The sequence below is a fragment of the Ligilactobacillus sp. Marseille-Q7487 genome (assembly GCF_949152225.1).
Taxonomy (GTDB): Bacteria; Bacillota; Bacilli; order Lactobacillales; family Lactobacillaceae; genus Ligilactobacillus.
Map to the genome: position 1 here is coordinate 1,046,810 of NZ_CASCJC010000001.1, position 13,824 is coordinate 1,060,633.

A 13,824-nucleotide genomic window follows, 5' to 3' on the forward strand; every position below is an offset into this window, starting at 1 on the left:
TCAAGGGGCTTTTTTTAGTCGTCCACGATATTTAAACGAATTCGCACATCTTCATCCAAACGGATACTATAAACAATCGTCCGAATCGCTTGTGCTACTCGACCACGCTTCCCGATGACACGACCAATGTCTTCAGGAGCAACAGACAAATTAAAATTCAAAAAGTGGTTATCTTTTTGTGTAATAATACTTACTGCACTTTGATCAGCCACTAAAGGTTCAACAATCGTTAAAATTAATTGTTTAACATCTGCTTCTGTCATTTAGTCTACCTTATTTCTTGGAAAACTTAGCTTCATGGAATTTCTTCATAACACCTTGTTTGGAAAGAATGTTACGAACTGTGTCTGAAGGTTGTGCACCGTTGTTTAACCAGTTCATGATTTCTTCTTCTTTAAGTGTTACTGTTTCAGGTTCTGTTAATGGATTGTATGTCCCGACTGTTTCGATGAAACGACCATCACGTGGTGAACGTGAATCAGCTACAACGATACGGTAGAAAGGACGCTTCTTAGAACCCATACGTTTTAAACGAATCTTTACTGACATCTTGAAATACACCTCCTAATATCTTCTCAACGATTAATAATATACCAGTATTTTGCTCTGGTGTAAAGGAAAATTTCTTGACAGTTTATTATTTTTTTCGAAGCAGCGCAATTTTTAGTATTAAAAACCTTATTATACCAGGCTTTTTTAGCTTCAAATTAATTATATATTTAATTAATTTATTTAGGATTGCTATTGTATTCTTAGTCTAAAAAAGCAAGACTTTTCAGCCTTGCTCTTTATCATTTGCGTTTACGCGCCTTTTTAAGACGTTTTAACTTGCGTTTCTTATTATCACGCATCATTTTGTTCATTGACATCTTAGCTAACTTTCCTTGAAGCCCATTACCAAACAAGCCTTCCATCCCTGCAAAATTACCGTTAGACATTTTTTGCATCATTTCACGCATTTGTTTGAATTGTTTAATCATGCGGTTAACTTCTTGGATTGGTCGCCCTGAACCTGCAGCAATCCGCCGACGTCGACTTGGATTTAACAAATCTGGATCTTCTCGTTCTTGTGGTGTCATAGAATAAACAATTGCCTTAGTTCTTTCAATATCTTTAGGATCTACTTGAAAATTCTTTAAAGCTGGGTTATTCGCCATTCCTGGAATCATCTTAATTACATCTTCAAGTGGCCCCATATTTTGAACTTGTTGCATTTGATCCAAAAAGTCATTGAAATCAAATGAATTTTCACGCATTTTTTCTTGCAATTCAAGAGCTTTTTGTTCATCGTAATCACGTTGTGCCTTTTCAATTAAGGTCAACATGTCACCCATACCTAAAATACGCGAAGCCATTCGTTCTGGATAAAAAATATCTAAATCTGTGAGCTTTTCACCTTGTCCGATGAATTTAATTGGCTTACCTGTTACTGCACGAATCGATAGAGCAGCCCCACCACGGGTATCGCCATCCAATTTGGTTAATACGATCCCAGTCACATCTAATTGGTCATTAAAACCTTTAGCTACTTCAACTGCATTTTGACCAGTCATAGCATCGACTGTTAAAAGAATTTCATCTGGTTGAACCAACTGTTTAATATTAACGAGTTCGTCCATCAATGCTTCATCAATTTGCAATCGCCCGGCTGTATCGATTAAAACATAATCGTTTTTTTGCTCTTTAGCCAAAGCCATCCCTTGACGCACAATCTCAATCGGATCAACATCTGTTCCTAATTCAAACACAGGCACATCAATATCTTGTCCCAAGATTTTCAACTGATCAACAGCAGCCGGACGATAAACGTCAGCTGCAATCATCAACGGACGCGCATTTTGTTCATTTTTTAATTTCAAGGCGAGTTTACCTGCAGTTGTAGTCTTACCTGCCCCTTGCAAACCAACCATCATAATAACAGTTGGTATCTTAGGTGATTTATTTAATAAGACTTCATCTTCTCCCATCACCTTGATTAATTCTTCATTAACAATTTTGACAATTTGTTGCGCAGGCGTCAAACTTTCTAAAACTTCTGCACCCACAGCTCTTGTCCGAACATTTTTAACAAAATCCTTAACTACGCCAAAATTAACATCGGCTTCAAGCAAAGCCAAGCGAATTTCACGCATGACCTCTTTGACATCATTTTCACTAATTTTGCCTTTGCGGCGTAACTTACCTATCGCATTTTGTAAGCGTTCAGTTAATCCTTCAAATGCCATTATAACTGCACCTAACTTTCATCTTCTAGATTTTCAAGCTCCTCTATCAAATCAAGTAAATCTTGATCTTTAGGATATTTAGCCTGTACATATTCATAGATCTTATCAATTTTTTCAGATTGTTTAGCAAACGTTGCATATAAATGGAGTTTTTGTTCATACTCTTCTAAAATTTTTTCCGTTCGCCGAATATTATCATAAACTGCTTGACGTGATACATCGTAATTTTCTGCAATTTCTCCTAAAGAGTAATCATCGCGATAATACAATGCGATATATGTCATTTGTTTTTCAGTCAACAAAGGTTCATAAAATTCAAATAACGCATTGATTCGATTCGTCTTTTCGATTGCCATCAACTCACGTCCTAATCTTTTTTAGGGGTAACTAACCCCTTAAACAAGCCATAAACAAAGTCTTCAGCATTAAAGTCACGTAAATCATCCATTCCTTCACCTAACCCGACTAATTTAACCGGCAAGTGTAATTCATTACGAATAGCCAAGACAATTCCCCCACGTGCAGTACCATCAAGTTTGGTCAACACGATTCCCGTTACATCGGTAACTTCTTTAAATTGTTTAGCTTGTGTCAATGCATTTTGACCAGTTGTTGCATCAAGCGCCAATAAAACTTCATGTGGCGCATCTGGAATTTCTTTTTGCAAAATCCGTTTAATCTTAGCTAACTCATTCATTAAATTAACTTTATTTTGTAAACGTCCAGCAGTATCAACTAATAAGATATCGTAATTTTCCGCTTTAGCCTTCTTGATAGCGTCAAAGGCAACAGCAGCTGGATCGCTTTTTTCTGGCTTTTGAACAACTTCTACTGAGACTCTTTCGCCCCATTTAGCCAACTGTTGAATAGCCCCTGCTCTAAAAGTATCACATGCTGCTAATAAAACTTTTTTGCCTTGCATATTATAACGATGAGCTAGTTTACCAATTGTAGTCGTCTTGCCGACACCATTAACACCAACAAATAAAATAACTGTTGGCCCTTGTTTGGCAAAATGCAGACTGTTATCTTCATTTTGTCCTTCTTCTTCATACATATCAACTAACTTTTCGATAATTGCATCAGAAACATCGGCCTTGGACTTAGCATTTCTTAACTTAACTTCTGCACGTAATTGTTCACTAATATTCATTGCAGTTTCAAAGCCCACATCAGCTTCAATCAAAGTTTCTTCTAACTCTTCGAAAAAGTCTTCATCAACGGATCTGAAATTGGCCAATAAAGCATTAATCTTAGCTCCAAAGCCTTGGCGTGACTTTTCTAAACCTTTATCATAGCGTTTAGCTTCGTCAACATTTGCTTGGCTATTTAATTCATTTACATTTTGAATTTCAATTTCTTGGTTATCTGCTTGTAAATTATTTTCAGCATCTGCTATTTCATTTACTGATTGATCAATCGTTTCATCTTCAACTACTTGACTTGGTTCAGTTGAGTCAAGTTCTACTTTTTCACTAGCTTCATCAACTACAGGCGTTTCGTTTTCTTCAACCTCTTTTTCTTGTAGCTCAGCTTGTTTTTCGTCTTCTTGTTTGACTTTTAGTTCTTCTTCTGGTTGAGCGCTAAATGCACGCCGCAACTTATCAAAAAGTCCCATTAATATCTTCCCTTCATCTGATTAAACTATATGCTTATTTTACCAAATCATCATCTAAATTACATCATCCAATGCAACAGAAACCATTTGTGAGACGCCTGATTCTTGCATCGTTACGCCATATAAAACATCTGCATTCATCATCGTTCCTTTACGATGGGTAATCACAATGAATTGTGTTTGATCATCAAAATGACGCAAATACCGTGCATAGCGAGCTACATTAGCATCATCTAATGCTGCTTCAGCTTCATCCAAAACTACAAACGGAACAGGTCGCACCTTTAAAATAGCAAATAATAAGGTAATAGCTGTTAGCGAGCGTTCTCCTCCCGATAGCAAACTAAGCTGTTGGGCTTTTTTACCCGGTGGTTGTGCCGTTATTTCAATTCCCGTATTCAATAAATCATTAGGCTCAGTCAAACTCAAATACGCTTGACCTCCACCAAACATTTTAGGAAAGATCTGAGCAAAAGCAGCCGCAACTTGAGCAAAGGTTTGTTTAAATCTTAGTTTAACTTCTTCATCCATTTCATTCATGCTTTGTAAAAGTTGTTCCTTAGCAGCCAACAAATCTGCTTGTTGTTGACTTAAAAAGTCATAGCGTTGACTTATACGCTCATATTCACTAATCGCTCCTAAGTTAACTTCGCCCAACTCTTCGATTCCTAACTTGAGCAACTTCAACTTTCTTTCAATTATTTGACGATTCGTTTCACGTTCTTGTTGCTTTGCTGCTTCAAATGTTAAACCATACTTTTGAGCTAAATCGTTTAAATATCCATCTAATAAAGTCGTTTGTTTAGCCTCTTTGACACTTAAACTCCTTTGTTGATCATAAGTTGTGTGTTGCAGCTGTGTTACTCTATCCAATTGTTCTTTAGCTTCTTTAGCTGCCTGACTCAATTGAAGTCTTTGTTCTTGAAGCTTAGTAATTTTCACAGTTAGCTCTTGGGCTTGTTTTACCATTAAAGCTTGTTTGCGTTGTAAATCTTCAACAGTTTGTTCATCTTGCTTTGTGTTATTTTGTAATTGACGCAAATTAACCTGAGCTTTTTGAATAACTTCTAATACACGTAAACTTTGATTTTTTACCTCATTTAACTGTAATTGTTTGGCTTGCAAACGTTCAGCTACTACTGCTTGTTGTTGTTTTGTTTGTGAAACAACATCCAGATAATCTTGCTTTAGTGCTTGCACATTTTTTAGATAATCTTGCTTGGTTGCTTGCTTAACTTGTAATTTCTGTAATTTATGTGAAAGTTTGGCTTTTTGACTAATTAGATCATTTTCTTGTGTTACAAAATTTTTTGTCGCCTGTTTTGCAGTTTGAATAGTTTCTTGTAACTCATTAAATCTTTCTTGTTGATGTTTTACTTGTAAATGATAAACATCAACTTGCTTTTGGATTTGATTACGAGTATGCATTAATTCAGCCAAAGTTTTTTCAACTTCTTTTAGCTGTTGTTCAATTTGTTGTAAACGAGTATTAGTTTTTGTTCCCATCTGTTCAAGTGTAGTTAGTTTTTGTTGCATCACTTCAATATCTTGAGCCAATTTAGTAACTTGTTGCTTTTGCTCTAACAACCCTAATTTTTGTTGCTTATTAGCACCACCGCTTAAAGCACCACCTGCATTTACTACATCTCCATCTAACGTTACTATCTTAACACTATAATTAAGTTGGCGTGCAATTTGCACAGCAGCATCTAAATCCTTAGCTAAGACGGTCGCTCCTAACAAATACTCAAGGACTCTTTGATTTTCTTTAGAAACTTTCACTAACTGAGCACCAACACCTAATCCGCCTGGATGTTTAGCAACTATTTCTTGCTGTTGAGCACTTAAAAAACGCGGTTTAACCGTATTTTGTGGTAAAAATGTCGCACGCCCTAAACGTTGTTTGTTTAAGTAAGCAATCGCTTGTTTTGCCGCATTTTCATCTTTTGTAACAATATTTTGTAACTGTGTTCCTAAAGCTGTTTCGATAGCTTTAGCATAGTCTCCAGGTACATCTAACAATTTCACAACTGCATCTACAATTCCAGGAAGCTGTTGTTTAGCCTGCAATACCCCTTTAACGCCTTGATAATAGCCATCATAGCTTTCTGCAATATTTTCAAGTGTCTCATGTTTAGTCCGAGCTCGCTGTAAAATTTCACTTGCTTGATACCAACTTTTGGTTTGTTGTGCCTTTAATCTTTTTAATTCGTCTTGTTTAGTTTTTAACTCATCTTGTTGCAATGTTTTCGTTGCTATTTTTTCATCGATTAACGCCAACTCTTCATTTTGCTTAGCTAATAAATTTTCGCTTTGCAAAAGCTCTTGCTGTAAACTTGCCGTTTGTTGAGCCGTTTGATCTTGTTGTTGACTTGCTCGCTGTTGTTCTTGTTGCAAATATTGCGTTTGACTTTGTAACTTAGCTTGTTGTTGTAAAATTTCTACAATTTCTTGATTTATTTGTGCAATTTGTTGCTCTAATTCTTCTGGTTGTACCTGCTTAGTTTGCTTAATTTCTTCGATTTTAACAGCTAAATCATCTTGGGTTTGCTTAGCTGTTAAAACTTCTGCTTGTAAACTAGCTTCTTGTTGTCTTAAATCGGCTAACAATTCCTCGTTAGTTGTGATTTGGTTTGTTAGCTCTTTTGTTCTAGTTGCTTGAAACTCTTGTTCTTGCAAGCTCATATCATGCTGACCTGCTAAACGTTCTTGTTGTTTAGTTGTTTCAATTAATTTAGCCTGCAAATCATCTAATTTTTGCTGATTATCTTGTTGCTGTTGCTCGATTTCTTGACTTTGCTTAGCTTGTTTTTTAGCTTGACTAGCTTGCCTTTGCAAAATAGCTGCTAATTGCTTAAGCTGAACTTGTAGTTGTTCTTTTTGTTGATTTTTTTCTTCTATTTCTAAAACTAAATAGCTTAAATCATAATAATCTAGTTGCTTTTTTTGCTCTAAGTAATCACGCGCAATACTTGCTTGTTGTTCTAAAGGTTCTTTTTGTTGATATAATTCAGTAATAATATCAGAAACTCGATCCAAGTGATCGCTTGTCTCAGCTAATTCTTGTGTTGCCTTTTGTTTTTCATTTTTATATTTCAAAACCCCTGCAGTTTCTTCAATCAGCGCACGTCTTTCTTGAGGCTTACTATTAAAAATAGCTTCAACCCTACCTTGAGAGATAATAGAAAAAGATTCTTTTCCTAAGCCAGTATCCATAAACATCTCTAAAATATCCCGTAAGCGAACATTTTTTTGATTCAACAAAAATTCACTTTCACCATCACGATAGATTCTACGTGTAATCATCAAATCTGCTGGTTGGTTTTTTAAAAAACCATCACTGTTATCCAACTCTAAGACAACTTCTGCTCGATTAAGAGGTGATCGATTTTGTGCTCCAACAAAAATTACATCAGACATCTTTCCACCACGCAATCCTTTAGCTGATTGCTCACCTAAAACCCAACGCAACGCTTCAATAATGTTACTTTTACCACTACCGTTTGGTCCTACAACACCTGTTATCCCAGGGCGAAACTCAATTTTGGTCTTATCTGCAAATGATTTAAAGCCATATAACGTTAATGATTTTAATTGCACCTTTGTTTACCGTTATCGATTAAACGGCTACCTCCTTTCTATCCACGTAATTTTTTTAAAGCAGCCAAAGCAGCCATTTGTTCAGCGGCTTTTTTAGCTGAACCAGTTCCTTGACCTAGTTCTTGTCCATTAGCAAAAACGGCCATTCGGTATAATTTAGCATTATCAGGCCCTTCTTGTGAAAGCATTTGATATTGAATCTTACAATCTCCATTTTGTTGTAAGTATTCTTGTAGTTCAGTCTTGTGATCAAACAAATGATCAAACCATCCCATATCTAATTTAGGAAAAATAACTTTTGAGATAAATTTAACTACACAATCCTTACCTTGATCTAAGTATAACGCTCCAATAAATGCTTCGAAAATATCACACAATAAAGAAGCACGTTGGCGCGCATTAGCCTTTTCTTCGCCTTTACCTAAAAGAATATATTCATCAAAATGACATTCCTTTGCAAAACGACTAAAACTATCTTCACATACCATCGCAGCACGTAAACGCGATAGTTTCCCTTCAGGCAAGGTTGGATAACGTGCAAATAAGTATTCTGAAACGCATAATTGCATAACAGCATCGCCTAAAAACTCAATTCGCTCATAATATTTAAGGCCATCTTTAGGATGTTCGTTAACATATGAAGCATGCGTAAATGCTTCAGCTAGTAAGTCTTCACGTTTAAAATCTATTTCAAATTCAGTAAGTAAGTAATTTTTTAATCCGGTTAACACAGTTTTTTCTCCTTAAATTTGTATGCATTCTCTTAATTATAACAAAAAAGCCGGCCTTTAACATGCCAGCTACAAATTTTATTGATGATTTGCAATATATTCAACTGCTTGTCCGACAGTTGTTAACTTTTCTGCATCTTCATCAGAAATTTCTGAACCAAAGATATCTTCCAATTCAAGTACAAATTCAACAATATCAATCGAATCTGCTTTTAAATCTTCTTGGAAGTTTGTTTCGTTGGTAACACTGTCTGCTGCAACATTGAACTTTTCTTCAATTAAATTGGCAATTTTTGCAAAAATCTCATTTTCTGTCATGAAACATCCCTCACACTTCTTAATACAAACATTCTAATATTTTCTTACATTGTTGTCTAGTTTAACTAATCGTTTTTGACTTGTTGTTTTTCAAAATATTCTTGGAAATTAGGCAACATTTGTCCATTAATCATTTCTCTGATTTGTTTAACTGTATAATATACTGTTTTAGCATCACTAGAACCATGAGCTTTAACAACTGGTGCTTTAGCTCCTAACAAAACAGCCCCACCATATTGTGACTGATCCATTTTACTTTTAATCTTGCTCAAACTTGGTTTTAAAAGCAAAGCTCCTATTTTACCTTTAAGCCCAGCACTTAAAATACTTTCTTTTAGAAGCTTCATTACTGCTAACGCCGTACCTTCAATTGCCTTTAACACCGCATTACCAGTAAAACCATCGGCTATTACAACATCACAAACTCCATTCATCAAGTCACGTGATTCGACATTACCAACAAAATTAATCGTTTCATCTTGTGCAATCAACTGATGTGCTTCAAGTGTAAGTTTACTTCCTTTATGTGGTTCGGTACCATTATTTAATAAACCAATGCGTGGATTTTTTAAGCCACGTACACTTTCTGCATAGTATTTTCCTAATAAAGCATATTGATATAAATGTTCGGGCTTGCTATCAGCGTTTGCACCACTATCAAGCAAATTAAATGTCGCATTTTTTCCTGAAATAACAGGAAGTGTCGATAATAAACCTGGTCGTGCAATTCCTTTAATTCGTCCTACAATCAACAAACCACAAGCTAATAAAGCACCAGTATTACCACATGAAAACAATGCATCTGCTTGACCTTGCTTAACTGCATTAGCCGCCATCACTAACGATGAAGTTTTTTTAGTCCGAATAGCTTTAACAGGTTCATCGTTCATATCAATCACTTCATCTGATTGGATTAAAGTGATTCGTTGACTATCTTTCAACACTTCTTTGATTTTTGCTTGATCTCCAAACAATAAAAACTCAACATCTTTAAATTCATCTCGGGCTAACTCAACACCTGCTACCACACTAGCTGGTGCATTATCTCCACCCATTGCATCTACCGCAATCTTCACTATTTTCCCTTCCTTTCTCAATCAAAACCTGCTTGCAAGCCATCAAATTCACGTAAATAACGAATTAATCCAGCATTTTTAGGATTGATTAAAAAATCAGGCGCATTAATAAGTTTATGCGCTTCTTGTTGTGCAATCTGTAAAATCTTTAAGTCCGCAATTGGATCTCCAACTCTAAATTCTGGCAAACCAGATTGCTTGGACCCCAAAACATCTCCTGGCCCTCTCAATTCCAAATCTTTTTGTGCAATCACAAAGCCATCGTTTGTTTGAACCATCGTTTGCATTCTTTGCTTACCGTAATCATTTTTAGGATCAGCTAGTAAAATACAATACGATTGATTAGCCCCTCGTCCAACACGTCCACGTAATTGATGTAACTGTGCTAAACCAAATCGATCTGCATCTAAAATTAACATCACCGTTGCATTAGCTACATCAACACCAACTTCAATGACGGTTGTCGAAACCAAAACATCATATTCCTTGTCTTTAAAAGCTTGTATAACAGCATCTTTGTCTGCACCTTTCATTTTACCATGAAGTAGGCCGACTTTAAAATCAGGACTGAAATATTCACATAGTTTTTGATAAACCTCTTGTGCGTTTTGCAAATCCATTTGTTCCGATTCTTCAATTAACGGCGAAACAACATAAGCTTGATGCTTGGCTTGAAGCTGCTCTTTAATTAAATTTAACGCCGCATTCAACTGTTGTTTTTTTAACCAGTTAGTCATAATAGGCTGTCGTCCATTAGGTAGTTCATCGATAATTGAAACATCCATTTCTCCATAAGTTGTTAAAGCCAAGGTACGTGGAATTGGCGTAGCTGTCATCGCTAAAACATCTGGCACACTTCCTTTAGTACGCAAGATTTTGCGTTGATTGACTCCAAAACGATGCTGTTCATCTGTGATCACCAATGCTAAATCTTTAAAAATAACATCTTTTTGAATTAATGCATGTGTCCCAATTACTATGTCAACATTGCCTAACTCTAATTGTTTTAGCAACTCTTTTCTATGAGCAGTTTTGGTTGAACCAATTAACAAAGAAACATTGACATCAAATGGAGCTAATAACTCTTGTAATTTTTGTGCATGTTGTTGTGCTAAAATTTCTGTTGGAGCCATCAAAGCTGCTTGCTTATTAGCACTTACAGCTGCATACATTGCAATTGCTGCAATAATTGTTTTGCCTGAACCTACATCACCTTGTAATAATCGATTCATTTGATGTGGTCGCAATAAATCTGCACAAATTTCATTAACCACTCTTTTTTGTGCATTGGTTAATTCAAAAGGCAAAGCTTTGATAAATTCTTTAACCTTCTTTAAATCATATTTAATTGTTTGCCCTGCTTGTGTACGATCATTTTTCTTAAGTTGCTGAATAGCCGCTTGAAAGCAAAAAAATTCCTCAAATATAGCTGAGCGACGCGCCTTATCAGCATCTTTTTTACTTGCAGGAAAATGCATATCATGAATCATTTTTTGTCTTTTTTCCAACCGATATTTAAGCTGTAAATCAGCTGGAATTACATCTTCAATCACATCTTGATATTGCTCATACGCATTTGTTACTAAACTTTTGATTGTATTGGCTTTAATTTCTTTATTTGCACGATACACTCCTGCAAAATCATCCGAATGTTGTTGCCCTAAAATTTTAATAGCCGTCAAACTTTGTCTTTTGATATCGTATTTGCCATAAATTGCAATTTCATTACCGTTTATTAACTGCTCTTTTAAATATGGTTGATTAAAAAAAGTCACCATGATAACATCGTGTTCAATCAGCATCCGAAAAGTCAACCGACTTTTGTAACGACCAAAACGCGCTAAAACAGGTTCTGTGATAATCATCCCTTTTAAAACTACCTTTTCTTGATCAGCAATTTCATTTAATTGTTTAACAATTAAATCATCATAGCGAAATGGGTAATATGTCAACAAATCCTGAATATTGTCAATACCTAATTTATTTAAAATTTGTACTTTTTTAGGTCCTACTCCTTTAAGCAGGCTGACTGGATCTGCTAAAGTCTTAGTTACCATAGCGACTCCTTTCTCATGAAAAAAGCCGGCCGTTTCTCAAAGAACCGACCAGCTCATTATTACTCAACTGAAATTAAATATGGATATACCGGTTGATTTCCCTCATGAATTTCAACTTCTAAATCTTCATCATATTCTAAGATAGCTTCTTGAATCTCTTTGGCTTCAGCTTCATTTGCTTCTTGTCCATAAATAATCGTTACAATTTCACTATCTTCATCTAACATATGCTTAACCATGTCACACGTAGCTTGTTTACGCTCACTAGCAGTTACTTCAATCTTGCCATCGATAATTCCCATGTAATCGTCTTTCTTAATTTCTTTACCATCAAGAGTCGTATCACGCACGGCAATTGTCACTTGACCTGACTTAACAACTTGCATTTCTTCTGTCATAGCTTCTTGGTTTTCTTCTAGGCTCATATCTGGAGAAAATGCCAACATTGCCGCCATTCCTTGAGCGATTGTCTTACTTTGAACAACAGCTACTGGAACATCACTGACTTGCGCTGCTTGTTGAGCTGCCAAAAAGATATTCTTGTTATTAGGCAAAACAATAGCTTTTTTAGCTTTGGTCAATTTAATAGCATCTAAGATATCTTGCGTACTTGGATTCATGGTTTGACCGCCACTGATAACATATGATACACCTAGACTCTTAAATAAATCAGCAATTCCTTCACCAGAAGAAATCGTAATTACCGCATAATCGCCATTTAATTTAATTTCTTCGTTTTCTACTTGTTGTTCATCTTTTTCTAAGATTGTTTCATGTTGCAATCGCATATTATCAACTTTAACTTTGATTAACGAGCCAAAACGCTGTCCATAAGCTAAAACTTCGCCTGGATGTTCCGTATGAACATGCACTTTAACAACTTCATCATCGGCTATTACTAATAATGAATCACCTAATGTTGCTAAGTGTTCTCTAAATGGCTCATACTCAAAAGTTGAATCCACTAAACGTCCTGCACCTAAACGAATCATAATCTCTGTACAATAACCAAACTCAATTTCTTCTGTGCTTAATTGACTTTGCACACTCTTATGATGTTGAGCATTAACCATCTCATCCATTTCAACGACAGTTGGTTGATGTGTTTCGTTTTCAAAACGTTGCTTACCACTCAAAGCATCATAAAAACCTTCATAAACAAATGTCAATCCTTGACCGCCAGAATCAACCACGCCAACTTCTTTTAAAACCGGCAATAAATCTGGTGTACTTGCTAAGGCAACTTTAGCAGCTTCATAGGCTGCTTCAATAACTGCTAAACAGTCATCGGTATTCTTAACGGTTTTACGTGCTGCTTCAGCGGCTTTACGAGCCACCGTCAAAATCGTTCCTTCAGTTGGCTTCATAACAGCTTTATAAGCTGTCTCAACTCCACTGGTAATCGCATCTGCCAAATCTTGAGCACTCAATTCTGCTTTTTTGGCTGCGCTCTTGCTAAAACCGCGGAAAACTTGCGATAAGATAACTCCTGAGTTGCCACGAGCTCCCATCAACAATCCTTTAGCCAATGCTGTCGTTAATTCGCCAACATTGCTTGAAGTTGATTCAGCGACATACTTAGCTCCACTAGCTAAGGAAAGACTCATATTTGTCCCCGTATCTCCATCTGGTACAGGAAAAACGTTCAATGAATTGATAAATTCAGCATTATTATTTAATCTTTGCGAGCTGATTGAGACCATCTTGCGAAATTCTTTTTCAGTGATCTTTACTACTTTCAACTTGCCTTATCCTCCTTGGCTATACTCCTAATCCTCAATAACTTTGACACCCTGTACAATAACATTTACAGAGTTGGCCGTTACGCCAAGCATTGATTTTAGATTATATTTAACTTTATCTTGGACATTATGACAAACCTCTGAAATCTTAGTACCATAGCCTGCAATAATGTAGACATCGATTGCTACACCTTCATCTTCTTGGCGCACAACGACTCCTTTGGCATAATTGTCACGTTTTAAGATATCATTTAAGTTATCTCTGATTTGGTTTTTGCTAGCCATTCCGACAATTCCAAAAATTTCGGTTGCAGCTCCGCCAACAACTGTTGCAATTACATCATTACTGATATCGATTCGACCCATGTGGTTTTGAATTTTTACAGCCATGAAAAACAGCCTCCTTACTTTTAACAGACAATCATGTCATTTCATATTCTTTCACTATACCGCATCT

The 13,824-nt window shown here is 36.0% G+C and carries 12 protein-coding genes; all 12 read right to left on the reverse strand.

The genetic code is table 11. The features are described from left to right. Window positions 1-14: 14 nt before the first annotated feature. Complete coding sequence (locus QM017_RS05185; RefSeq protein WP_178196540.1) at window positions 15-263, reverse strand: KH domain-containing protein; 249 nt, start codon at window positions 261-263, stop codon at window positions 15-17. A 10-nt stretch (window positions 264-273) separates the two neighbouring features. Further along, on the reverse strand, window positions 274-549 hold the full coding sequence (gene rpsP / locus QM017_RS05190; protein ID WP_178196538.1) for a 30S ribosomal protein S16: 276 nt from the start codon (window positions 547-549) through the stop codon (window positions 274-276). Window positions 550-791: 242 nt separating this feature from the next. Then, a complete protein-coding gene (ffh, locus tag QM017_RS05195) occupies window positions 792-2,225 on the reverse strand; it encodes a signal recognition particle protein (protein WP_178196536.1) in 1,434 nt (477 codons plus the stop codon). Window positions 2,226-2,236: 11 nt separating this feature from the next. Then, complete coding sequence (locus QM017_RS05200; RefSeq protein WP_282709065.1) at window positions 2,237-2,581, reverse strand: putative DNA-binding protein; 345 nt, start codon at window positions 2,579-2,581, stop codon at window positions 2,237-2,239. An 11-nt stretch (window positions 2,582-2,592) separates the two neighbouring features. Then, window positions 2,593-3,843, reverse strand: coding sequence for a signal recognition particle-docking protein FtsY (ftsY, locus tag QM017_RS05205; RefSeq protein WP_282709066.1), 1,251 nt, complete (start codon window positions 3,841-3,843; stop codon window positions 2,593-2,595). Between the two features lie 54 nt (window positions 3,844-3,897). Next, a complete protein-coding gene (gene smc, locus QM017_RS05210) occupies window positions 3,898-7,443 on the reverse strand; it encodes a chromosome segregation protein SMC (protein ID WP_282709067.1) in 3,546 nt (1,181 codons plus the stop codon). Between the two features lie 38 nt (window positions 7,444-7,481). Next, entirely contained in the window at window positions 7,482-8,174 is a 693-nt protein-coding gene (gene rnc / locus QM017_RS05215; RefSeq protein ID WP_282709068.1) for a ribonuclease III, read from the reverse strand. Between the two features lie 78 nt (window positions 8,175-8,252). Beyond that, window positions 8,253-8,492, reverse strand: a complete 240-nt coding sequence (gene acpP, locus QM017_RS05220) for an acyl carrier protein (RefSeq protein WP_178196525.1) — start codon at window positions 8,490-8,492, stop codon at window positions 8,253-8,255. Window positions 8,493-8,557: 65 nt separating this feature from the next. Then, entirely contained in the window at window positions 8,558-9,571 is a 1,014-nt protein-coding gene (gene plsX, locus QM017_RS05225) for a phosphate acyltransferase PlsX (RefSeq protein ID WP_282709565.1), read from the reverse strand. 14 nt (window positions 9,572-9,585) lie between these two features. Beyond that, the gene (recG, locus tag QM017_RS05230; RefSeq protein ID WP_282709069.1) at window positions 9,586-11,625 is read right to left on the reverse strand and encodes an ATP-dependent DNA helicase RecG; all 2,040 of its coding nucleotides are present in this window, start codon (window positions 11,623-11,625) and stop codon (window positions 9,586-9,588) included. A gap of 59 nt (window positions 11,626-11,684) precedes the next feature. Further along, window positions 11,685-13,367 (reverse strand): DAK2 domain-containing protein, encoded by a 1,683-nt coding sequence (locus QM017_RS05235; protein ID WP_178196521.1) that lies wholly within the window; start codon window positions 13,365-13,367, stop codon window positions 11,685-11,687. Between the two features lie 27 nt (window positions 13,368-13,394). Continuing rightward, a complete protein-coding gene (locus tag QM017_RS05240; RefSeq protein WP_178196519.1) occupies window positions 13,395-13,757 on the reverse strand; it encodes an Asp23/Gls24 family envelope stress response protein in 363 nt (120 codons plus the stop codon). Between the last annotated feature and the right edge of the window lie 67 nt (window positions 13,758-13,824).